Annotated in this window: 19 protein-coding genes; 6 read left to right on the top strand and 13 right to left on the bottom strand. The window is 33.9% G+C overall.

What is annotated here, in order from left to right; all coding sequences use genetic code 11:
• Window positions 1–189 precede the first annotated feature (189 nt).
• Window positions 190–1,263, bottom strand: a complete 1,074-nt coding sequence (locus ACFCYN_RS17795) for a helix-turn-helix domain-containing protein (RefSeq protein WP_375950732.1) — start codon at window positions 1,261–1,263, stop codon at window positions 190–192.
• Window positions 1,264–1,574: 311 nt separating this feature from the next.
• Here ACFCYN_RS17795 and ACFCYN_RS17800 point away from each other — a divergent pair, with 311 nt between their 5' ends.
• Both ACFCYN_RS17800 and ACFCYN_RS17805 read left to right on the top strand, forming a co-directional pair.
• Window positions 1,575–2,948, top strand: coding sequence for an aspartate aminotransferase family protein (locus ACFCYN_RS17800; protein WP_172445496.1), 1,374 nt, complete (start codon window positions 1,575–1,577; stop codon window positions 2,946–2,948).
• A gap of 19 nt (window positions 2,949–2,967) precedes the next feature.
• A complete protein-coding gene (locus ACFCYN_RS17805; RefSeq protein WP_375950735.1) occupies window positions 2,968–4,434 on the top strand; it encodes a CoA-acylating methylmalonate-semialdehyde dehydrogenase in 1,467 nt (488 codons plus the stop codon).
• A 328-nt stretch (window positions 4,435–4,762) separates the two neighbouring features.
• Here ACFCYN_RS17805 and ACFCYN_RS17810 read toward each other — a convergent pair whose 3' ends face one another.
• From ACFCYN_RS17810 to ACFCYN_RS17840, 7 genes are all read right to left on the bottom strand, one after another.
• The gene (locus tag ACFCYN_RS17810) at window positions 4,763–4,984 is read right to left on the bottom strand and encodes a hypothetical protein (RefSeq protein ID WP_172445498.1); all 222 of its coding nucleotides are present in this window, start codon (window positions 4,982–4,984) and stop codon (window positions 4,763–4,765) included.
• A gap of 20 nt (window positions 4,985–5,004) precedes the next feature.
• Window positions 5,005–6,417, bottom strand: a complete 1,413-nt coding sequence (gene hydA / locus ACFCYN_RS17815) for a dihydropyrimidinase (protein ID WP_172445499.1) — start codon at window positions 6,415–6,417, stop codon at window positions 5,005–5,007.
• Complete coding sequence (gene preA, locus ACFCYN_RS17820) at window positions 6,414–7,721, bottom strand: NAD-dependent dihydropyrimidine dehydrogenase subunit PreA (RefSeq protein WP_375950737.1); 1,308 nt, start codon at window positions 7,719–7,721, stop codon at window positions 6,414–6,416. The genes hydA and preA overlap by 4 nt, the downstream gene beginning before the upstream one ends.
• A gap of 16 nt (window positions 7,722–7,737) precedes the next feature.
• Complete coding sequence (locus tag ACFCYN_RS17825) at window positions 7,738–9,075, bottom strand: NAD(P)-dependent oxidoreductase (RefSeq protein WP_172445501.1); 1,338 nt, start codon at window positions 9,073–9,075, stop codon at window positions 7,738–7,740.
• Between the two features lie 336 nt (window positions 9,076–9,411).
• Window positions 9,412–9,981 (bottom strand): TVP38/TMEM64 family protein, encoded by a 570-nt coding sequence (locus tag ACFCYN_RS17830; protein ID WP_172445502.1) that lies wholly within the window; start codon window positions 9,979–9,981, stop codon window positions 9,412–9,414.
• 214 nt (window positions 9,982–10,195) lie between these two features.
• The gene (locus tag ACFCYN_RS17835; RefSeq protein WP_375950739.1) at window positions 10,196–10,885 is read right to left on the bottom strand and encodes a zinc metallopeptidase; all 690 of its coding nucleotides are present in this window, start codon (window positions 10,883–10,885) and stop codon (window positions 10,196–10,198) included.
• A 15-nt stretch (window positions 10,886–10,900) separates the two neighbouring features.
• A complete protein-coding gene (locus ACFCYN_RS17840; protein ID WP_375950781.1) occupies window positions 10,901–11,314 on the bottom strand; it encodes a MerR family transcriptional regulator in 414 nt (137 codons plus the stop codon).
• A gap of 189 nt (window positions 11,315–11,503) precedes the next feature.
• On the opposite strand from ACFCYN_RS17840, the gene ACFCYN_RS17845 reads away from it, so the two are divergent.
• Genes ACFCYN_RS17845 through ACFCYN_RS17855 form a run of 3 tightly spaced genes read left to right on the top strand, consistent with a single transcriptional unit; the run spans window position 11,504 to window position 15,158 of the window.
• Complete coding sequence (locus ACFCYN_RS17845; RefSeq protein ID WP_375950741.1) at window positions 11,504–12,943, top strand: spore germination protein; 1,440 nt, start codon at window positions 11,504–11,506, stop codon at window positions 12,941–12,943.
• The gene (locus ACFCYN_RS17850; RefSeq protein ID WP_375950743.1) at window positions 12,940–14,037 is read left to right on the top strand and encodes a GerAB/ArcD/ProY family transporter; all 1,098 of its coding nucleotides are present in this window, start codon (window positions 12,940–12,942) and stop codon (window positions 14,035–14,037) included. Before ACFCYN_RS17845 ends, ACFCYN_RS17850 begins: the two co-directional genes overlap by 4 nt.
• Window positions 14,034–15,158, top strand: coding sequence for a Ger(x)C family spore germination protein (locus ACFCYN_RS17855; RefSeq protein ID WP_375950745.1), 1,125 nt, complete (start codon window positions 14,034–14,036; stop codon window positions 15,156–15,158). Before ACFCYN_RS17850 ends, ACFCYN_RS17855 begins: the two co-directional genes overlap by 4 nt.
• Window positions 15,159–15,299: 141 nt before the next feature.
• Here ACFCYN_RS17855 and ACFCYN_RS17860 read toward each other — a convergent pair whose 3' ends face one another.
• The 4 genes from ACFCYN_RS17860 to ACFCYN_RS17875 form a co-directional block, all read right to left on the bottom strand.
• On the bottom strand, window positions 15,300–16,331 hold the full coding sequence (locus ACFCYN_RS17860; protein ID WP_375950783.1) for a C40 family peptidase: 1,032 nt from the start codon (window positions 16,329–16,331) through the stop codon (window positions 15,300–15,302).
• Window positions 16,332–16,353: 22 nt separating this feature from the next.
• The gene (locus tag ACFCYN_RS17865; RefSeq protein ID WP_375950747.1) at window positions 16,354–17,439 is read right to left on the bottom strand and encodes a dipeptide epimerase; all 1,086 of its coding nucleotides are present in this window, start codon (window positions 17,437–17,439) and stop codon (window positions 16,354–16,356) included.
• Between the two features lie 142 nt (window positions 17,440–17,581).
• On the bottom strand, window positions 17,582–17,899 hold the full coding sequence (locus ACFCYN_RS17870) for a DUF3870 domain-containing protein (protein WP_375950748.1): 318 nt from the start codon (window positions 17,897–17,899) through the stop codon (window positions 17,582–17,584).
• Between the two features lie 634 nt (window positions 17,900–18,533).
• Window positions 18,534–22,124, bottom strand: a complete 3,591-nt coding sequence (locus ACFCYN_RS17875) for a bifunctional 2',3'-cyclic-nucleotide 2'-phosphodiesterase/3'-nucleotidase (RefSeq protein WP_375950750.1) — start codon at window positions 22,122–22,124, stop codon at window positions 18,534–18,536.
• A gap of 131 nt (window positions 22,125–22,255) precedes the next feature.
• Between ACFCYN_RS17875 and ACFCYN_RS17880 the strand changes: the two genes are divergently transcribed.
• Window positions 22,256–23,158, top strand: coding sequence for a LysR family transcriptional regulator (locus ACFCYN_RS17880; RefSeq protein WP_375950752.1), 903 nt, complete (start codon window positions 22,256–22,258; stop codon window positions 23,156–23,158).
• Window positions 23,159–23,269: 111 nt separating this feature from the next.
• Here the strand turns inward: ACFCYN_RS17880 and ACFCYN_RS17885 are convergent, their stop codons facing one another.
• The gene (locus ACFCYN_RS17885; RefSeq protein WP_375950753.1) at window positions 23,270–23,614 is read right to left on the bottom strand and encodes an LbetaH domain-containing protein; all 345 of its coding nucleotides are present in this window, start codon (window positions 23,612–23,614) and stop codon (window positions 23,270–23,272) included.
• Between the last annotated feature and the right edge of the window lie 174 nt (window positions 23,615–23,788).

Consider the following 23,788-nt stretch of genomic DNA (forward strand, 5'->3'; position numbering starts at 1 on the left):
AATAATTCTATAATATAACCTTTTTTACAACAATTCATTGGTTAATTTGTGTAATAATCACGTTTTTTATATAAAAAACTTGGGTTAATTTTTATTAAAAATACATTTTTATATTTTAATGTTGTATTAATAAAAAAAAAACAACTGTAGTTCTCAGCTGTTTTTTAACAATTTTATATTATTAGCTTATTAAGCACTTTTTTTCCCTTTAACTTTTAAATATATATTTTTTAATTGCACATAGTTATTTGATTTTTTATTTTGAATTGATCCGAGTTCTGCTTTTAACAGTTTAATTGCTTCGTTAAATTGCTTTAGTTCAATATGAGTATCAATAATGAATTTTATCGTATGGTAATAAGTATTTGTATTGATTTGTTTAAACTGCAATGACTGATGGTAAAACTCTAATGCCTTTTGAAAATTACCTTGTTTGTGATTCAAAAATCCAAAATTATGAAGGATTAATCCTCTTACATTTGTATCTTGAAGTAATTCTGAGCAATTTAAAATGGACGTAAGTATCTTCTCCGATTTTTCAAACTCACCAAGATAGATTAAATTAATCGAAAGGCCAGCCTTCACATGTAAAATTCGAATTACATTACAATTATCTTGTAAGTAAGGTAGAACCTTATATATGTAATGGATCGATAAAGAATGTTGATCTAAATTCCCATGCATTACGGATTTATAAAAATAAAAATCAGATACTTTTTCACTGTATTGATCTGCTTGGGACTCTAAACGACTGAGAATTTCCAATGATTTTTCAAACATTTGTATTTGTCCATTATAAATGGCCTGTAAAAATTCCCATAAAAATAACTCAAAAGGATTAAGTTTCGTAATATTTTTTATCATCTTTTTAGACTCTAATTCAAACTCTTGGATCCTAGATGTAAACAATAAATATCGTAACTTAAATAACTCGAAAAGATAAATTAAATCCGTGCATTGTATATAGTCGCTATGATTTAATACTTCTTCATATAATTCGTCTGCTTTCACTCTATGTATGCGTTCCATTGCATCATAAAATAGAGTTAACTTTTCCTTTAGAACATGGTACTTTTTGTTTTCTTCTTCAATCGAAACTTTTAATCTCTCACATAACAATTGCAATGTTTCATCACTAGCTACAGCATTAACATTATTTTCTATTTTACTTAGATGAGTAATTGAACAAATACCCGCACAAAGCTGTGCTTGCTTCATTTTTTGCTTCTTCCTGTGGTAATAAATTATTTTTCCAATGGACATCAAGACTCACCTCAACATTTTGAATATTCAATTACTAAGTATACTACATTAATAGTCGTAAATTTGAGGGACTAAAGAACAAGTTTAATATAGGTAAATCTTGGATAGATCAATAAACAAATAAACAGCTCTTTATCTACACCATTTTTTGCTAAATAGACTTTGTTCCATCAAAAAAAATAATCGGTTTTGTTACTAATCTATAATTTGTCTATTCGTAATAGGATAATATGGGTCATTCAGTAATATTAATTAGTAAAGATGTAAAATTGAGATTCCAATAAATGAATTTTGAAAGTTGGTGAAAATTAGTGAATGATAAAACTGTAAATAAGACTTATTCTACTTCTCGATCTAAAGAAGAGCTGATTGAACTAGATCAAAAATATGTATGGCATCATATGTCCCCTCACAACCCAAACCCATTGGTTCTAGTATCTGGGAAAAATAGTACCGTTACTGATATTGATGGTAAAAATTACTTAGATGGTATGTCTGGATTATGGTGCGTGAATGTAGGTTATGGTCGCGAAGAAATTGCTAAAGCTGCAGCTGAACAAATGCAAGCAATCCCTTACGTTCCTATGTCCCAAGGCAATGTTCCTTCTATTCTATTAGCAGAAAAGTTAAATGAATGGCTTGGTGGAGATTATCGCATTTTTTATTCTAATTCTGGATCAGATGCAAATGAAGTAGCTTTTAAAATTGCTAGACAATACCATCAACAAAATGGGGAACCTTTACGTTATAAATTTATTTCAAGATATCGTGCTTATCATGGGAATTCTATGGGGGCTCTAAGTGCCACTGGTCAAGCTAATCGCAAAGTAAAATATGAACCTCTTTCTTCAGGTTTTCAGCACGTGGCACCTCCATATTGTTACCGTTGCCCTTTTGGAAAAACATATGGTGATTGTGGCATTCAATGCGCAAAAGCAATTGAGGATGTTATCAATTATGAAGGTGCTGAAACGATTGCTGGCATTATTATGGAACCAGTAATTACTGGCGGAGGAGTTATTGTACCTCCAGTTGAATACGTAGCAAAAGTTCGAAATATTTGTGATAAATTTGGTATTTTACTAATTGTCGATGAAGTTATATGTGGCTTTGGCCGCTCTGGAAAACATTTTGGACATCAAAACTTCGGAATAAAACCCGATATCGTCACAATGGCTAAAGGAATGACAAGTGCTTATTCTCCACTATCAGCAACTGCCGTAAGAAGCGATTTATATGAAGTATTTAAACAACCTGGTCCGGATAATCACTTTCGTCATGTAAATACATTCGGTGGAAATCCTGCCTCATGCGCGGTTGCACTTAAAAACTTAGAAATAATTGAAAATGAAAATTTAATAGAACGTGCAGCCTATTTAGGTGATGAGCTTCGTAAAAAATTGGATAGTTTACTAACTTATAAAAATGTTGGAGAAATCCGCAGTTTTGGTTTTATTGCAGGAATTGAGCTTGTTGAAGATAAAAAAAGTAAAAAGCCTGCTAGTCCAGAATTAGTATTAAAAATAATAACTGAATGTAAAGCACACGGATTAATAATCGGTAGAAATGGAGATACGGTTCCTGGCTACAACAATATCCTCACACTTTCTCCTCCATTTACTACAACTGATGAAGAGATTGATTTTATCGTAAGTACATTAAACAATGCATTCTCAAACCTATAATAGTTCGAGGTGATATTCTATGTCGACGCAAACTAATATAAAAGTTTTAATGAATTTTATTAATGGAGAATGGGCTAAAGCTTCACCTAATGCTAAAACAATTCCAGTTCCAAATCCAGCAACTGAAGAAATACTAGCATTTGTTCCTCTCTCAACTAAATCAGATTTAGAAAATGCTGTCATAGCCGCAAAAAACGCTTTTAATAGTTGGAGTAAAACACCTGTTCCAAAAAGAGCGAGAATACTATTTTCATATCAACAATTGTTAATCAAGCATTGGGATGAACTTGCTAATTTAATAACGATTGAAAATGGCAAAAGCTATAATGAAGCATATGGCGAAGTTCAACGTGGAATTGAATGCGTAGAATTTGCCGCTGGTGCTCCTACATTAATGATGGGTAAGCAATTACCTGATATTGCAACCAATATAGAATCTGCAATGTTTCGGTACCCTATTGGAGTAGTTGGAGGAATTACACCATTTAATTTCCCAATGATGGTACCTTGTTGGATGTTCCCTTTAGCGATAGCTTGTGGAAACACGTTTATCTTAAAGCCTTCTGAACGTACACCATTACTAGCAAATCGTTTAGCAGAGCTCTTTACAGAAGCTGGTCTTCCAAAAGGTGTATTTAATATTGTTCATGGAGCACATGAGATTGTAAATGAATTACTTCAAAACAAAGATGTTCCTGCCATTTCATTTGTGGGATCACAGCCCGTGGCAGAATATGTATACAAAACTGCATCTGCAAATGGTAAACGTGTTCAAGCATTAGCCGGAGCCAAAAACCATAGTATCGTTTTACAGGATGCTGACTTAGGTGAATCAGTAAAGCAAATTATTACAGCTGCATACGGTTCGGCAGGTGAACGCTGTATGGCATGCTCAGTCGTTGTAGCAGTAGGCGACATTGCTGACCTACTAATCGAAAAATTAAAAAAGGAAGCCAATAACCTTACAATTGGAAATGGATTAGATGAAGACGTATTCCTAGGTCCGGTCATTCGCAAAGAACATCGTGAACGGACGGAACAGTATATACAAAGTGGCATAAAAGAAGGTGCAACCTTATTACGTGATGGTCGCATTGACTTAATTAGAAAAGAAAAAGGTTATTTTATTGGCCCAACAATTTTTGATCACGTGAACCCGTCAATGAAAATTTGGAAGGATGAAATTTTCGCCCCAGTACTTTCAATCGTTCGAGTGAAAACATTAGAAGAAGCGATCGAACTAACGAACAAATCAGATTTTGGAAATGGAGCTTGTATTTTTACCGACAGTGCCTCAAGCATTAGATATTTCAGGGAAAACATTGAAGTAGGAATGCTTGGAGTCAATATCGGTGTTCCTGCACCAATGGCCTTTTTTCCGTTTTCTGGATGGAAAAACTCTTTTTACGGCGACCTCCACGCAAACGGAACAGATGGAGTTGACTTCTATACAAGGAAGAAAATGATAACAAGTAGATTTGATTAAATCCTATTTTGCTTTCCCATTAGTACTCAAGTTACTAACTAATGGGAGAGCTTTTTTTAAACAGAAAAAAAATCGCATGTCCCGTTAGTCTAAACGGATATTATGCGATTTGAAAATAGTATGAGGACTTAATAATTTCATGTAAGATTGATTTGCGCCATTATTTATTCTTCCAATACAAGATTTTCTTAGTCGAAATCATTGTATTATGGAACAGATATGATCTATTTTCTTTTTACACAATAATATGAGTATTGCCATTTTTATTTGTGATTTCCAGATATTAATTGCGATTTCCTGTTTCTAATAAAAAAAACATATTAATCTACTACAAATGAATCCCAAACTGTTTAATAATTAACGATCCAAAATATTTACGAGTATCAGCATTCATGATTTGAAGTGTTATAAACTGCTCCTCTTCCATTTGATTTTCAAAGTCAACAAAGGCACCGTCTAGCGTTTCTCTAACATTTTTAATCTTATAGCCTTTCTTTATAAGAAAGTCTATTTTATTTCTTTCGATTAAAAATTCTTTAAACGTTGACATTAAATGGACCATTCCCTTCGTTACTTTACTCTTGAAGTTAATCTAAAATCCTTTTCACCGTACTTTTTTCTTTTTAAATATTGGCCACTACCTGCATTTCCGACGTATTGCTTTTCTTTTATTACAAATTCTCCACGAACTAAAACACTCACTGGCTCTCCTGTTACTTCCATACCTTCGAATGCATTATAGTCCACTGCCATATGGTGAGTTTCAGAAGAAAGTGTTCGATTAATATTCGGATCAAAAATAACTAAATCTGCGTCTGAGCCAACTGCAATAGTTCCTTTTTGAGGGTATAAACCAAATAGCTTTGCACTCCTAGTAGAAGTAATGTCAACGAATTGATTTAATGTTATTCTCCCTTTTTTTACACCCTCAGAGAACAAAATCGTTACACGATCTTCAATGGTTGGTCCTCCATTTGGGATTTTCGAAAAATCACCACGACCTAATTCTTTTTGGCCTTTGAAGTCGAAGGAACATTGATCGGATCCTAGAGTTTGAAGGTTTCCATTTTTTAATGCATTCCATAGCACATCTTGGTTCCACTTTTCGCGAAGTGGAGGCGACCAAACATATTTTGCCCCTTCAAAGTTAGGCTTTTCAAGCATGGTCTGATCAAGCACTAAGTATTGTGGGCATGTTTCACCCCAAATATCAACTCCATTGTTTCGGGCTTCTGTTATTTTTTCAACTGCCTCAGCACATGTAACGTGGACGACATAAAGTTGCGAGTTTGCTAGATCAGTTAATGTAGCCGCTCTTCCTGTAGCTTCCCCTTCCACTTCTGGAGGACGAGTTAAGGCATGATATATTGGCTCTGTTTTTCCTTCAGCTAATGCTTCATTTATTAAATAATCTACAACATCGCCGTTTTCTGCATGTACCATTACAAGTGCGCCATATTCTTTAGCTGCTAATAAGGTACGGTACAATGTAGCATCATCGGCTTGGAATACATTTTTATATGCCATGAAAACTTTAAATGAAGTAATTCCCTCTTTTTCTATTACTCTAGGTAACTCTTTTAAAACATCATCTGTTATTTCCCCAATCATTAAGTGAAAACTGTAATCGATGACTGCTTTATTATTCGATTTTTTATGCCATTTTTCAATTGATTTTTGGAGCGGTTCTCCTTTATTTGTTAAACAAAAATCTATAATTGTTGTTGTTCCTCCAAAAGCTGCAGCAATTGTTCCAGATTCAAAATCATCTTTTGTGACGGTTCCTCCAAACGGCATGTCTAAATGCGTGTGGGGATCTACACCTCCTGGAAAAATATAATTACCTGAAGCATCAATAACTTCAGCATCTGCGTCTTCTAAATTTAGCCCAATAGTTGAAATTTTATCTTCTTCTATTAAAATATCAGCCTTAAAAGTATCTGTAGCAGTCACAATTGTTCCATTTCGAATAATCTTCTTCATTTTCTTTTTCTTCCCCCCTTTAAAATTGAGTATTCATTAGAACGCGCTAGCCTACTCAAAGCTTGTTGTCGTTCATTCCAAGTCATTGGAGCGTGATCACTTGTTACTTCTACCATATTTATGGCACCTTCCACCGGACAAACAATAGCACATAAATTACATCCAACGCAGTCCTCTTCACGTACCTTTAAATAAGATTTTCCATTATCATCTATTAACATATCAATACATTGATGAGAAGTATCTTCACAAGCGATATGGCATTTATTGCAGTTAATACACTCATCAGTATCAATTCTAGCGACTATTTGATAATTTAAATCTAAATTTCCCCAATCTGAAAATTTATGAACTGCTTTACCTACAAGATCCATTACGGAGGAAATTCCTTTTTCGTCTAAGTAATTGTTTAATCCATCAATCATGTCCTCAACAATTCGGAAGCCATGGTGCATTGCTGCTGTGCAAACTTGAACACCTGTCGCTCCCATTAGCAAAAACTCTACAGTATTTTGCCAATTCGAAATTCCACCAATACCAGAAATTGGGACTGTAATGCGTGGATTCCGTGCACATTCTGCTACCATATTTAATGCAATTGGTTTTACGGCCGGTCCACAATATCCACCATGTGCCCCTTTTCCTGCAACATGTGGAATTGTATTCCAAGTATCTAAATCTACTCCTATTAAACTGTTTATTGTATTGATCATACTAACTGCATTTGCGCCTCCCCTTACTGCTGCTTCTGCAGTTACGGTTATATCAGTAATGTTAGGTGTTAACTTTACAATGACTGGCGTTTTTGCGACTTCTTTTACCCAAAAAGTTTGTTTTTCTACTAATTCTGGCACTTGACCGGATGCTGAACCCATTCCTCGCTCCGCCATACCATGTGGGCAACCAAAATTAAGCTCTAAACCATCAACCCCAACATCCTCTACCCGTTTTACAATTTCATGCCATTTATGCTGTTTCGGTTCAACCATTAGTGATGCGATAATCGCGTGGTCTGGAAATTTTTTTTTCGTTTCATAAATTTCTTTTAAATTTACTTCTAAAGGTCGGTCACTAATTAGTTCGATATTATTAAAGCCGGCAACTCTTTGTCCGTTGAAGTTAGTAGCCGCAAATCTAGAGGAGGTATTAATAATCGGCTCACCTAAAGTTTTCCAAACTGCCCCTCCCCAACCAGCTTCAAAAGCCCTCTGAACTTGATACCCCGAATTTGTTGGAGGTGCAGAAGCAAGCCAAAATGGGTTAGGTGATTGAATGCCCGCAAGATTAATTCGTAAATCTGCCATGCAAGAAAACCTCCCTTTAAGTATTTAACTGTTTATGAATAGCATAAGCTACTTCTTTTCCTTGCTGTGCAGCAGTCACTACCATTGCTTCACCTTGCCCTTTTCCAAATATGACATCACCACAGGCAAATACTTTCGGATTAGATGTTTGAAAAGTTTCTGAATTTACTTTTACGACTCCATCATTATGATCTAATTCAAATTGTTCAATGAGATCGTTATACCGTGTTTGACCGATTGCTTTAATAACCCCATCTACAGGAATTGTAAAATTCGAATCAGGAATAAGGACAGGTCGACGACGACCGTCTTTTCCTACTTCACCTAATTCCAAACGAACACATTCAAGTGCTATTACTTTTTCGTTTTTACCAATTATTCGAATCGGTAAAGTTAGCCATCGGAATTCCACACCATCTTGCTTTGCAAAATCATATTCAAATTGATAAGCGCTCATTTCTGATTGAGTCCTGCGGTATAAAATTTTAACATTAGCTGCTCCTAAACGAACAGAACATGTCGCTGCATCAATTGCGGTATTTCCAGCTCCTATTACAACGATGTTTTTATTAATAAAGCGATCTGTTAACTCACCAGATTTTGTCTCCTTTACAAAATCAATCGCATCATATACTCCGTTCAAATCCTCACCTTCTATATCAAGCATCGGTACTTTACCCATACCGATAGCCAGCACGACCATGTCATTGTTTTCTAATAGTTCATTTGATGATATATCTGATCCGACTCTAGTATTCGTATGAATTTTCACATCTAATTTTTCTACTTGTTGAACTTCCCAACTTGATATATGCTTCGGTAACCTGAACGAAACGATTCCGTATCGATTTAATCCTCCTGCATAATTTTCCGCTTCATAGACCGTTACTTCATAGCCAAGTATAGCGAGTTCACGAGCTGCAGCTAATCCAGAGGGGCCGCTACCAACGATTGCTACTTTTTTTCCGTTCTTTTGTCCAGCCTTAAATAAAACTGAATTATTTTGAATTGCCCAATCTGTTGCATAACGCTGTAGATTTCCTATCATGATTGGTTTAGTAGAGTGATTGAGTACACATGCACCTTCACACAACTCTTCGGTCGGACAAACGCGAGCACAACTTGCGCCAATTGGATTAGATGACATAATCGTTTTAGCTGATCCTTTTAAATTGCCTGAACCAATTTTCTTAATAAATGATGGTATGTCAATTCCAGTTGGACACGCTTTAATACACGGCGCATCATAGCAATAAAGACATCGATGTGCTTCTTCAAATGCTTCACGATTCGATAAACCAGGATGTACTTCTTCAAAATTCTTCGATAAATCATTTAACGAAACTCTATTCACTAAATAACACCCTCCTAGTAGCTACATAGTTACTTAAAGAAAGCGATTTTTATAATTTTCTTAATTATTTTTGCCTTTCTCGGATGCCCCTTTTCCCTCCTTATTGAGAAACGCCGTTTTCAAGTAAGAACGCTTCCTTTTAATCATTCTTTTGTTTAAAATGGAATGCTCTTTCAAAATTGAGGTATTTCAATATATGTATATTTAAATTAATTTAGACATGTTTATGTATGAGTTATCAGTACCTGTTTCATGATCAAAACAATATTATTTAAGTAAGTAACCACAAAAAAACCCAACCCCTTATAAAAATAGGATTGAGCATTGTAGACAATATTAAAATTTATTTTTCAAAAATACATTAAATCGTTTTCTATAAAAGTAAATTAGTAAAGCAATAATTAACATTCCTAAAATGATTTTACCGAATAAAGTGAATTCTAACACTTGATTGACAGAATACGATTCAAATAAGACTACTGGAAACTTCCCAATTATACTTGCTAAAATAAATCTTGACCAAGTAATCTTTCCAAACGCAGCAACTAACGTAATCAAACTAGATGGAATAAAAGGAATAAAACGTATAAAGATTAAGCCATAAAAAGCTTCTTTTCCTTCTAAACTTAAAAGTCTATTAACTAGCTTAAATTTACTTGAATTACTTTGAAATCTTTTTTGTAGACCTTTTCTATACAAAAAGAATGAAATTAACGTACCAATTAACTCACCAATATAAGATACAAAGAAACCACCAGTAAAACCAAATAATTTAATATTGATTGCAGTTAAAAACCAGCTTGGTATAACACCAATAATACTGACTAGTATATTTATTAGAATACTAAGAATAACTGCATAGTCTTTGTATGTATTTAAAAAGTGCTCTATTACAGAAAGTGTCATAATTTCCCTCCCCTTTTTTTAACCTCGTAATTGTACAACATTTAATATGCTAAAAAGATAAGGCTACAAAAATACATAAATCTTCCAAGTTTAAAACCCTATCTACTATTTTAGACATTGAAATTTTAAACATACTAACCAATTTAAATTTAATTTTTCAACCTAAAAAAGATGATTTCGAATGAAAATCCGAAATCATCTTTTTGATTATTTATTATTCTTCTTCTGTTTGTCCTTGGAAAAAAATAAATAAATATTTTACTAGCTCTAAAACTGAAATTAAGGTAGCTGCTAAATACGTAAGTGCAGCAGCTCCTAGTACTTTATTAACACCTTTTCTGTCAGTGTCATGGATTATACCTGATGCTAGCATTAATTTCTTTGCTCGTGAACTAGCATTGTATTCAACTGGTAAAGTGATCAATTGAAATGCTACTGCTACTGAAAAAAGTAAAATACCTACTCCAATTAAAGAAAATGCTTGAAGTAAAAATCCTGCTAATAGTAGTAACGGCGCAGCACCTGATGCAATGTTAACGATTGGAAAAATCCGGTGACGAATTGTTAAAAATCCATATGAAGTATCGTGTTGAATCGCATGCCCGACCTCATGTGCTGCAACTGATACAGATGCGATTGATCTTCCGTAGTATACTTCCTCTGATAAGCGAACTGTTCTGGCCATCGGATCATAATGATCTGATAATCGCCCAGGTACAACTTCTACTGGTACGTTAGGTAAATTATTATTGTTTAATATATATCTTGCTACCTCAGCTCCGGTTAATCCTCCAGATGCTGGCACTTCAGCCCAGTGATTAAAACTAGATTTCACTTTAAATTGTGCCCAAATCGATAATCCAAAGGCAATTAAAATAAGGAAATCCATAGGGTGAAAAAACATTTACATTCTCTCCTTTTAAAGAATAAATGACAGTAACGTCTGAATTAATTCTGATGTTTGCGACGTTAATTGACCTATAATATTTTGTTTTTGTTCTAAAGTTAAATTTTCTAGTAAAAATTTTAATTGTGATAATTCATTTTGTAACTGATTCATATGAACAGTTACTTCTTCTGTTAGAGGAGCAATACTCTGAGTCTCAAGCATTGCAGTTTTTTTCTTATTTAAAATTTCCTTTATCTCTTGGAGTGGTAAATGCATTGATTTGCATTGCTCAATAAATTTTAAAGTCTCTAAAGAAGCTTCATTATAAAACCGATGTCCAGATTCCGAACGCTCAGGTTCAAGTAATCCTAGGTTTGTATAATAATCTATTGTACGCTTAGACACTCCAACTTCTTTTGCTAATTCTCCTATTTTATAGACAATCCCAATGTTTTCACCCTCCTTCTATTTGTATTATATGTTAGTTCACTTAAAACGTACAGTAAAACGTTACATTGTTCGTAATATCGTTTTATAAAAATCTGTAAATTATTACATTTGAAAGTACAGAATAGTAATAGATTTTACGGGAAAAATAGGAAAAATTGCCAATTGAGAAATGAGGAGTATTAAATGATAGCTGACCGAAATTTAGATACAAATGAAAAATTACTTCGGGAATTGCTATTTAATAGCTCAGACTTCAAATCAAGCAATTTTGGAACAAGTGTAAGAAGTTATCGCCTATTTTATTTAGATACAATGATCGATGATGCACAGGTTCAAGAACATATTATTCGTCCTTTGCTTAATAACACTACTGATTGTATACGCGAAGCTGTCTCTATTCTCGATTACAGTGAAACGGAACTTCTTTCTGCTGCGGCTAATGCGCTGATTGAAGGGAAAACAGTTGTACAAATAAAAGGGGAATCAAAACTTTATTTACTTAGAGCCGAGTTAATTAAAGAACGTTCAGTAAATATCCCTATGAATGAACGTGTTCTACGCGGGTCTCATAAAGCATTAAATGAAAACTTAAATACAAATCTTAATATGATACGTCAGCAAGTTGCGACACCAGACCTAGTCATAAAGAACCATCAAATCGGGCGTAGATCAAATACAAAAGTAGCGATGCTTTATTTACAATCCTTAGCTAATGAAGTTGTATTACAGGAATTTGAACGTAGGATAGATAATATTGACATCGATTACATAGAATCACCAGGTCTTTTTCAAGAATTGATTCAAGATAAAAAATTCTCATTATTTCCGAAAATGCTCATAACTGAAAGAATGGACCGTATAAAATCTTACCTGATGGATGGGAAGATTGCACTTATAGTTGATGGTGCGCCAGATTGTGTAATCGTTCCAGTATCATTCTGGGCATTTTTTCAAAGTCCAGATGATTACCAGGTCGGCTGGTTATTCGGTAGTGTTTTAAGATTTCTACGAATTATTTGTTTTATAATTGCCATTAGTTTACCTGGTGCGTATGTGGCTCTCGTTACGTTTGATCCGAGAGTTCTTCCGCTAGATCTTGCACTCACTCTTCAAAGCTCTATGCAGTTCGTTTCAATGCCACCTATCCTAGAAGCAATAACAATGCTTGTCATTCTTGAAGTTTTAAAAGAAGCAACTGTCCGTTTACCAAATCCAATTGGTCAGACGATTGGGGTTGTAGGTGGTATCGTAATCGGTACTGTCGTTGTTCAGTCAAATTTAATATCAAATATGATGGTAGTCATAATAGCACTTACAGGGATTGCTTCATTTATCATCCCTTCGTATGAAATGAGTAATACGGCTCGTTTGTTAGCTTACCCTTTTATATTCATGGCAGCATTTTTCGGACTAATCGGTTTGGAGATTTCATTTCTATTGATTCTGACACATTTATCCCGTATGAATACAATGGGTATACCATACTTTTATGCGGCGTTTAATGGTGAGACGCTTAAAGATACTCTTTTCAGAGCACCGATTAAAAGCATGAAAAAACGACCAGTGGAAAGCTTGGCTAAGGACGAAACTAGAGTAAGTAATCCAAAGGGGGATACAAATTGATTCAATTAAAAAAAGTTTCCATTAATCAACTTGTTTGCCTTGTAGTAATGAATCAAATAGGTGTTAGTGTATTATCAATTCCATATAAAATGTCTAAAATATCAGGATATGACTCTTGGATGTCCGTTATTATTGCAGGTGCAATTGCTCAAATTAGTATTTTAATCATCTATCAACTTGGAAAAAGTTATCCAGACCGACCCTTTCAAAAATACATATCTACCCTTATTGGAAAGCCATTAGGAACATTTATAAACATTCTATTTGCAGCATACTGTGCAGAATCTTGTTTAATGCTCATCATTTCTTATTCTGATGTCATTAATCGTTGGCTATTATTTGAAACACCTTGGTTCGTTCTAATTGGATTATTCGTCATAACTACTGGGTACATCGCTTCATCAACTCTTCGGTCAATTTCAACTCTTACACAGTCTGTTGTGGTTATGTTTCTGATTTGCTTTGTGATTATCTTAATTAGTGGTATTGGAAAAGGAGATTTTCGTCATTTTTTGCCAATAGGTACTCACGGAATTGGTCCTATAATTAAAGGCGCTATCCCAGCCTTTTGGGCATTTGCTGGGTACGAGCTTCTCTTGTATGTATTTCCATTTGTAAAATGTAAAAAAAAGAAGGATATCATAATTGCTATGTCAGTTGCTAATGGAATTACGACTTTAGTCTATCTGATTATCACAATTATTGTGACGTACAACTTTAGTGAAAATCAATTAAAATACATTCCAGAGCCAATGATCTTTATTCTACGAAAGTTCAGATGGCCAGTTGTACAAAGTCTAGATATTCTCTTTATCACAATTTGGTTATCGGTCACGCTCGTAACAGCTTATATTTACTTATTTTTGTCTGCAAGATATTTAGCTTTTATCGGTAAAAATGAAAAACGTAACCATTCACTTTTAGTATGGCTATTGGCAATTTTATGTTTCGGGGCAGGGATTTTCTTCTCAAACCGACAGTATATTCCCAAATTTTCTGAGTATCATAATATTTCAACAGCCATTATGATTATAGGTCTACCAGCATTACTTCTTTCAATATCTTTAGTTAAAGAAAAGGTGGCGAAAAAATGAAAAAATCCTTAACTTTAATTCTACTTTTGCCACTATTGACTGGATGTTGGGATCGATTGGAATTAAATAAGCTTCATTTAGTTGATGTAAATGGTTTTGACATAGACGAAAAAACAGGTGAAGTTGAGGCCTTTTTTCTCATTACGAAGCTTAAAAATACCGGACAAGGTAATGGAGAGCCACTATCAGTAATGAAGGAGTTGAAAGGACCAAGTTTAGCAGAAGCAATTGGCGAATGGGAATTTACCGATCAGTCTCCTTTCATAGGGATTAGTACGAGAGTCTATTTGATTAGTGAAAGTTTTGCTACAAAGAATCCTGTTTCAGAGCTTGATTTTTTACTAGGTGCTCCATATTCATCTATTAACACACCTATTATTGTAATTAATGGTGATCTTTCTAAAACGTTTGAAACTGCTTCAGTACCAAGTAAAGAATTTTCGAAAGATTTGAATGAATTTATTAGCTCTATGGAGAAGAACAAAACCATACCAACAATTTCAATGATGAACTTTATTCAATCCCGGGATGACGCACTGGGTGATTTAGCATTACCTTTGTTAAGTCAAATAAATTCAGAGTTAGAATTAAGTGGTGCATTATTATTCCGTAATGGTGCACCAACAGGTAAAAAACTTGATAGAGAACAAGTTAAAATGATGATGTTATTGCAAGGTGGTAACACTGGAAGACAAAGATTTACTGGAAATTTTTCTAAAAAAAACTCTGAAAAATCTTCATTAGTTACAACTAACAAAAATAATTATGGCTTTACAGTCAAAAGAGATTTTTCAAAAATCACCGTTTCCAAATCGGCAAGTAAATTACCGAAAATTAGCATTAAGGTTCGGTTACAAGTCAGTGCTTTCGAGCTTGGTGAAGAAGGCCATAAGTTAAAGCCTGATTATGCTCGAATGGAAAAAATCCTAAATAAACATTTTGAAGATTTGGCATTGGAAACGATTAAGACTATGCAATCAGCAAATTCAGACGTTCTAGGGATAGGAAAGGAATTAAAAGCATTCCATCCAAAAGTTTGGGAGTCTTTAAATTGGAGAAAAGATTATCCACGGATGTCGATTGAACCAAAATTCGAAATCACCCTTCTTAATCCGAAATAGGAACCTAAAGCTAGTTCTAAAGTGAAAGATTCTTCAATAAATGAAAAATTTTCTTGCTATCTCCTAAATTATCAGAAAGAAATAAAAACCATGAACAAGTGCAATTGTTCATGGTTTTACTTCTTTTCTCACTATTCTTTATCACTCTGTCCAATAGCGACGAGCACCAGAGAACTCTTCAATATACCCTTTTGTATTTAATGGAATAATTTCTACACTACGATCAGCATTTGGAGCCTGAATCATTAAACCATTTCCAATATACATTGAAACGTGGTGAACAGATCCAGTACCGTTGTTGCTTGCGAAGAATAAAAGGTCACCAGGTTGAATTTCATCTTTTTTGACTTCTATACCGTTTTTAGCTTGTACGGAAGAATCGCGTGGAATTGTTACACCAAATGACTTGAACAAGCTATATGTAAATCCTGAACAATCAAATCCAAAGCCTGATACGCCAGCCCATAGATAGCGTAATCCTAAGAATTGTTTCGCTGTTTTTATTAAATTTTTAGGCGTTGCTTTAGGAAATTGCTTTTCGTTTTTGTATACTGCTACATCTTCTTTTTTAATAAATTTATTTCCATCATCAGGAGTGGCAACTTTTACTACTTTTCCATAATCTTTTAGGACAGGTAATTGTGTATTAAAGCTAATCTCCATAAATTTATTTTTAAGATTTTTACCATTGTATAAGAATGCTGTTGGACTAGATACCATAATAAATGGTTTATTATTAAACTTCTCTAAGCGTTCATCCGCTGTTAGCTGTTTCTTCGGCATCCATCCCGGATAACCTAAAGGATTACGTGGGGTTGGTTGACCTTCTACTGCAACTTGCACCCAGTCTCCATCTTCTTGTAAGATTGAAACTTTTGTTCCATACACTGCTTGCGTCTCAAGATTTCCAGTAAGCCAGCGTCTATCCTCGGCATCTTGCATATTTGCTGACCATTTCCATGGATCAACTGGATTACTTAGCGACGGGGCATCAATATCTCTAACATTAAATCTACCATTTGTTGTCCACTGAGTTGAAACTGATACATCTATATAGGCTGTATCCCCTGGTTGAAGCTCTTTATGCGATTTTGCAAATGATTGAGTTGTCATTGTAGATAGTAAAGCACCTGCCACACATAAACTAAGAATCACTTTTTTTGTCTTTTTCATCATAAAAACTCCCCTCCATATTTTAACGAAGACTTTTGGATAATCTTCGATGAAGCCCTAGACCAGGTAGAGATGATAAATGAACTTCATCCCCAATAAATTCAATACCATCAAAATCTTGATTCTTTAACCAAAGTGGTGCATCTAAATCGATTTTTTGAATATTTGGATGAGCAGTAGCAATATGTGCTGCTGCAATTACGGAGACAGAAGTTTCCATCATACTTCCAATCATGCAAGGAATATTTGCTCTTTCAGCAATATCTGCAATTTGAATTGCTCTTCTAATTCCACCTGTTTTCATCAATTTGATATTTAAAAGATCAACTGCATCTTCTTTAATTAGACGAACTGCATCTTGTGGAGAAAAAAGACTTTCATCCGCCATGATTGGTGTGTTAACGTTCTGTTTAACAAATTTCAGCCCATCAATATCACCTGCTTGGACTGGTTGTTCAATCAGCTCTATATTTGCATTCAACTTTTCTAATTTTTGGATAATCGAAACGGCTTGTCGCCTTGTCCATCCTTGATTGGCATCTAAACGGATTGAGATGTCATGTCCAACTTTTTCACGGATGGCCATTATTCGTTCAATATCACTTGTCCAGTCTTTTCCGACTTTAATTTTCAAAATGGAAAAGCCATCCTTAATGATTTGACTCGCATCCTGACTCATTTCATCGACAGCTCCAACACTGACAGTCATATCGGTCCTTAATTGATTGGTTTTTCCTCCAAGATATTGATAGAGTGGGAGATTAAGGTGCTGACATAGTGCATCATATAGCGCAATTTCCATAGCTGCCTTCGCACTTGTATTTGCCACACAAGAACGTTCAATTAGTAGTGAAAGTTCATTAATATTTTGAATATCCCTTCCTAATAAAAGTGGAGTAAGTACTGTTTTTAAGATTGTTTCAATACTTTCCTTCGATTCACCAGTAATCGCTAGCGTAGGTGCAGCAGCTCCAACTCCTACTATTCCGTCCTCTAGCTGAACATAAACAAAGACGTTTTCTACTTCAGTAGCTGTCCTTAGTGCTGTTTTAAAAGGCTTTTTTAATGGGAAGACTTCTGTCTGTACTTGTATAGCTTGAATATTCATAGTCTAATCCTCTCTCTTTTGAATTAAATGCATTTTTCTAGCAAACTACCAAAATGTTGAATAAAAAATAAAAATCCAGCTATTAGTAAGGGCATTCCTTTCTAATAGCTGGATTTCATCTACGTAAATAGATAAAGCAGCATTAAGATTCAATTATTTGTATGTATTTTATATGCGCATTTTTGAAGGCCACTGAAAGTGCCTTCTGAGAAGAACCAAAATAACGTGTATTAATATCATTTATTACTCCGTCAACATCCAACATCGATTGTTTCACAAATAATTGCTTCACAAAGGCTGAAGTTAAAGGAATGGTTGCTGAACAATCAGCATCAATTATAGAATGGCTTGTCCGATCAACTACTAATCCAATAAAGAAGGCGTTATATTTCTGCATGATTGGATTATTGGATGAAGTCTTTGCGTCTCCAATAATATAAATAGTATCTTTATTGTACAATTTATTTCCTCCCGCAAAACAGGTATTCCGTGCAAAATTCCAACCGAAAAGGAAGGAACTGGCAACGAGATATGTATTCGCTTACGTTAATATTAATACACTAAATTAACTTTGACAATGTATTATGAATATTCAGTTATAATAAAGGAAATGTGAACTATGTATAGTCTCTTTCTTTTTTACTAGAAGTGACTTAGTTCGTGGATAATATTTCTTAGATTTAATTTAGATGATTAGTGAAGTGTAGATTAAAAGATACTATTGTTCAACAAATGATGAAAAATCTACAAGGTAAAAACTATTCCTTGTGGTTTTTCCGATCTAACGCTAAATGGTACTCTAATATTGTTCGTATTTGTCTGCTTGAATTGTCATAATTAAATAGCCTTCGTAATGCCCACTTTAGCTGTCGTTGGTACTTTGATTGTTGCAGCTACTTTTTTTGATTCTAAAGCATGTGCTTGAAATAACATTTGACTGTCTAATTTCACCTCATTAGAATTAGCTTCAAGTGATCAAGCAATACCTGTTCACCATTGCCAATTTATACACTCTTAACGTGAAATAAAAAATGACGTGCAATGTTTCACACGTCATTTCTTACTTTTTAACCAACTATAAAAAAGTTCAGCGGTTAATTTACTTTTTGAATTCTTCCTTCCACTTCATAAACGAAAGGTCTCTGAAGTGATTTCACATAATCTACAGTTGCTTGAAGATCTTCTGGTCCGACTTCTAAATTAGTTGAAAGTTCACCAATACCATATTTTATATTTCCATACATATAGTTGTTTACAACAACTGAGTACTCTTTATTTGGATCAATTTTATTTCCATTTGGTAATAAGATATCTACTACCTTTCTAGTCGATGAATCCCAAGTATACTTAAATCCAGCTATGTGGAAGTCTAAGCCCTTATCAGTAATTTGATTATTTAATACAGTCTCAATATCTTGACCACTAAGCATTACTTTATTTAATACATTTCCAAATGGTTGGATAGCGAATAAATCACCAAACGTAACTTGACCAGCATCAAGTTGTGAACGAACTCCACCTCCGTTCATCATTGCGAAGTCAGCATTCATTGAAGCTTTCATTCCATCTGCAATTAAGTTTCCTAATGCAAAATCACCGATAGAATCTGAAGATGGGTAACCTTTTGGTAAAGTCTGCATAGAATCGCCTACGATTTCAGCTTTAATTGGTGCTATTAAATCCTCGTATTTCTTCATGATCGAAGAAATTGTCGGGTCAGGCGTATAATCTTTTTGATAAACTGTTACTACTTCTGCTTCCTTCTTAACAATTTCACCTGTAACTGCATCTAATTCTAAATCTACATCAGAAAATGCAGATCCATAGGAATAAGCTTGTACAATTAATTTATTATCAACTTCTTTATTATTAAATACATGATTATGAGCAGCAAAAATAACATCTACTTCATCATCAACTTTTTCAGCAATATCAGTTGCATCATATAAATCCGCTTTTCCTGTTTGAAGAGTAGGGTTATGAGCTAATACGACGATTGCTTTAATACCTTGTTTTTTTAAAATATCCGTATAATGGTTAATTGCTTCAACCTCATCGCGGATTTCAAGCGTTTCATTCCCTTTATGAACAATCATATTAGGAGTTTCTTGCGTTACTACTCCGATAAATCCAATCTTTTTACGGCCTACTTCTTTAATTGTGTATGGCTGCGTAATTAATTGTCCAGTTGCAGTATCATATGCATTGGCAGCAATAACCGGAAAGTTCATTCCGTCATATCCTTTTGTACCATTAGGGTGTTCTCCGCCATTAATCATACGCTTTAATTCAGCAATACCTTCATCAAACTCATGATTTCCAACTGTACCTACATCAAAGCCCATTGCCTCCATCACTTCAACAGTTGGCTCGTCTTGGAATAACGCAGAGATTAGTGGACTTCCACCAATCATGTCTCCTGCGTGAACTAATAATGTATTTGGATTTGTTGCTTCACGCTGCTTCATTGCCGCAGCTGTGTATTCCATGCTACCTGCTAATACATCTTGTCCATTAAGCATCACTTTTGTATCCGTATCAAGTTGACCATGCAAGTCATTTAATCCTAGCAATTGTACTTTAATATTCTCTTTTTGTGCATTTCCTAACTGTAATCTAAAAATACCAAATCCGCTTGCGTCAGTTTTATTCGTAAACGAAATATTGCTATTTGGTTTAATAAACTCTTCTGCTCTTGGTGCAGTTGTAAAAGTTACATTTACATTACCGTTAATCGGGGCGATAGACCAGTTATTGTCTGCTGTTGGTGTTATTGTCTTCATTTCAGAAATATAATCCATTAAAATTTGACGGTTTTCATCAGCAGAATCTACAACTAGTTCGCTTCCTTTAACACCTGGGAAATTTCCACCTCCACTAGCACGGTAGTTATTTGTTACAACAATGAATTCTTGATTTAAATCTAATGGTTGCCCATTATATGTTAAATTTACTACTCGACTTGAATTACTATTTACTAAATTACCATTTATATCATACTTTGCGGGTTTTGTTACATCAATTTGATAATTAACACCGTCAATTACATCAAAATTATAAACAGGGAAAGCTGGATTTAATAAAGCTTGTTCTTCTGTTTTAGATGGATCAATTTGATTATATTTACCGGCGGTCATCTCAATCCACTCATTGACAACAGAACCTTTTACTTTAATAGCTTTTAAAGTATTGTCATAAAGATATAAATCGCCAGCACTTCTAATTGTTAGATCGCCTTTTTTAATCTCTGTATATTCAGCTACTCCATTACGCCCAGCTTTAAATGGAGCACCTACTGATAATATAGGTAATTCTTTATATTCTGGTTTCTTTTCAGCAATATATTTTTCTACAAACCATTTTTGTGCATTTGTTACGACTTGTATTGATGGATCATCTTGAATCAATGAAAAATAACTATGAATATCATCAGTTGTAGAGCCAATCGCTGTATTTACATATTTAACTGTGGCATCATGATTTGGTTTAATAGCTTTTACTATTTCTTGATCCGATGCTACTGTACTTTCAGTTACTGTTTTACCAGTTGCAGGATCCTTCACATCAACGTATACTTCTCTAGTTGAAGACTTAGAATTTACTACTGACCATTTTCCCTTTTCTTTCTTAAGTGTAAGGTCAATCAATCCTAATGAACCGCCACCATATCCTGCTTGAACTGCCGGTACACCGTTAATAGTTCCCTTTGAATTATCTATTCCTGGCAATGGCTTTTTATTAGCCCCTAAAAATAAGGCATCAAGTGTAGCCTCTGATTTTGCCGGAAACACTTTATGTGTGTGAGAAAAGGTAATTGCATCAATACCAGATACTTCACTTAACGAATAAATAACATCTTCAGTATTTTCTTTATTCGCATTAAAACCTGAATGTGTCATTGCGACAATAACATCTGCTCCGTCTTTTCTCATTTCAGGAATGAATTTTTTAGCTGTTTCTACAATATTTTTAGTGATCACTTTGCCATCAAGATTTGATTTGTCCCACTCACTAATTTGTGGAGGAACAAATCCAATGAAGCCAACTTTAATTTCGTGCTTTTTCCCTTGTTCATCGATTACTTTTTTCTTAATAATTTTATATGGATTAAATTTATTTTTGTCATTTTTAGGATTTTTATCGTGATCATCTACGTAAACGTTTGCATTTATATACGGAAAATTTGCATCATTATATGCCTCATTTAAAAAATCTAATCCATAGTTGAACTCATGATTGCCCAGTGTTGCAATATCATATTTCATAATGTTCATTGCTTTAAAGACTGGATGGACTTCTCCCTTTTTTATAGGATCAATTTTAGCTTCATAAGTTCCAAGTGGCGTTCCTTGTATTAAATCACCATTATCGACTAACACATTATTTGGAACTTCTTTTCGAGCTTCTTTTACTAATGTCGAAGTTTTAGCCAACCCAACTTTTTCATATGTTGCGTCTTTGTAGTAATCATAATTTAATAAGTTTGTATGGATATCTGTCGTTTCCATAATACGAAAATTTACTAAATCCTTTTCATCTTTACTTTTTTTGGATGCCAGCACATTTACAGGTTCAATATCTTTAAGTGCAGCATAAGCCTGCTTACTCACAACAGACATACTTAATAAAGATAAAGCTAACGAAATTGACAACGCTTTCGAAATTGTACGAGTCTTTCTCCTCATTTAAATTCCCCTTATAATTTATTAGGATTTAATTAAAAAACATCCCCAAAAATTATTATAAAATTAAAATAGGTTAAAATATATTTAATTATACTTAAATTAAGGTTAACGATTTCTTAAGGAGAAAACAAATGAATTTAGACCATTTAGCTTATATTGTCGATGTCTCGAAAACTAAATCGCTATCAATGTCAGCAAAAAACTTATATATTTCTGTTTCTGCAATATCTCAGGCCATAAATAATTTAGAAGAAGAATTCGGATTTAAAATTTTTACTCGTTTACGCCATGGAACAATCCCCACACCTGAGGGCGAAAAACTAATCGAAAAATCCGTTACTGTATTGGCACAAGCTGAAAAATTAAAACAATTAGCAATAAACAAAAACGAAATACAAAAAGAGATCACAATCGATTCTGTACCAGGATTAATGCATTATATCGTCAATTTAATTAAACTAATTAAATCCGAAAGTCCAAACACAAAAATCGAAGTGAATGGTAAAACAACACAAGAAATCATAAATGATGTAAAGCAAAAAAATGCACGATTTGGCTTAATTTGGATTTATGACAAGTTGCTAAAAACGAATAAAGAAATGGTTTTCGATATTATTCAAGAGGTAAAAATCAATATATGCGTAAGTAAAAAGCACCCGCTTGCTGAATGTAAGCAATTAACAATAGAGGATTTATCAAACGAAACATTTGTCATTCATGATGAACAAAACATTAGATGGTATTATGATGAATTTTTAAAAAATAAATCAGAAATTCTATTTAAAACAAATAATATCGAAAGTATTAGAAGCGCTGTCAAAGAAAATATTGCGATAACAATTGGCATAGACTTTGTTGTCCAAAATGAACCGCTGATACAATCCGGAGAAGTTAAATCGATCGAACTAATTAATCCTTATCACAGTCCCTTTTATGTTGGATTTGTAACAAATAAGTATCCTCCTCTTTCATCTGATGATAAAAAATATATAAATCAATTAAGAAGTGAATTTACCAAAAAGGTAGATCATTAAAAAGAGAAATGCTTTAAATACAAATTTTGATTAAAAACTAAAAAAAGCTAATTTATAAGGTAGAATTTACCTTATAAATCAGCCTTTAAGTATACATAAGTATTTCACAGCCTAATGATACTCACAAGCCAAACCGCATGAGCAACGATTTTTCCCAAATAACAGATGATATGATGCCGGGAATTCCTGATTGACTCGTTGAACTTCAGCAGCAAACTCCTTACTATCCTTTGGTACATTAGAAAGTGCGTCCGCTTTTTCTTGAGAATCAATATTAGCTCCAGGTGGCACGAACTCATTTGGTGCAATCTGCACTCCATTTGTAACGACTGCATTATAAGAAATAAATGCTCCTTTTCCAATAATTGCGGTATAAACGATCGTATTAAAACCAACGAATACATTGTCAGAAATATAGCAAGGGCCATGAATAAGCGCACCGTGAGCAACTGTCACATCATTTCCAATGTAGATAGAGTACTTTTTTTTATCAACTATAATTCATTTATTTACTATTCCATGTAAAACTACTCGATCTTTTATTTAAGAAACTAATTTGAGAAACTCTTTTTTCAACAATTAGAAAAAGCACCTAATCTTTTTTGATCAGGTACTTTTTTAGTCTATGTC

The organism is Gottfriedia sp. NPDC056225, from assembly GCF_042267765.1.
In the GTDB taxonomy this organism is placed as follows: domain Bacteria; phylum Bacillota; class Bacilli; order Bacillales; family Bacillaceae_G; genus Gottfriedia.

Coding starts and splice junctions, on each gene's coding strand:
- ACFCYN_RS17795 (WP_375950732.1), bottom strand. CDS start 1,263: ATGTCCATTGGAAAAATAATTTATTACCACAGGAAGAAGCAAAAAATG.
- ACFCYN_RS17805 (WP_375950735.1), top strand. CDS start 2,968: ATGTCGACGCAAACTAATATAAAAGTTTTAATGAATTTTATTAATGGA.
- ACFCYN_RS17810 (WP_172445498.1), bottom strand. CDS start 4,984: ATGTCAACGTTTAAAGAATTTTTAATCGAAAGAAATAAAATAGACTTT.
- hydA (WP_172445499.1), bottom strand. CDS start 6,417: ATGAAGAAGATTATTCGAAATGGAACAATTGTGACTGCTACAGATACT.
- preA (WP_375950737.1), bottom strand. CDS start 7,721: ATGGCAGATTTACGAATTAATCTTGCGGGCATTCAATCACCTAACCCA.
- ACFCYN_RS17830 (WP_172445502.1), bottom strand. CDS start 9,981: ATGACACTTTCTGTAATAGAGCACTTTTTAAATACATACAAAGACTAT.
- ACFCYN_RS17835 (WP_375950739.1), bottom strand. CDS start 10,885: ATGTTTTTTCACCCTATGGATTTCCTTATTTTAATTGCCTTTGGATTA.
- ACFCYN_RS17845 (WP_375950741.1), top strand. CDS start 11,504: ATGATAGCTGACCGAAATTTAGATACAAATGAAAAATTACTTCGGGAA.
- ACFCYN_RS17855 (WP_375950745.1), top strand. CDS start 14,034: ATGAAAAAATCCTTAACTTTAATTCTACTTTTGCCACTATTGACTGGA.
- ACFCYN_RS17860 (WP_375950783.1), bottom strand. CDS start 16,331: ATGAAAAAGACAAAAAAAGTGATTCTTAGTTTATGTGTGGCAGGTGCT.
- ACFCYN_RS17865 (WP_375950747.1), bottom strand. CDS start 17,439: ATGAATATTCAAGCTATACAAGTACAGACAGAAGTCTTCCCATTAAAA.
- ACFCYN_RS17875 (WP_375950750.1), bottom strand. CDS start 22,124: ATGAGGAGAAAGACTCGTACAATTTCGAAAGCGTTGTCAATTTCGTTA.
- ACFCYN_RS17880 (WP_375950752.1), top strand. CDS start 22,256: ATGAATTTAGACCATTTAGCTTATATTGTCGATGTCTCGAAAACTAAA.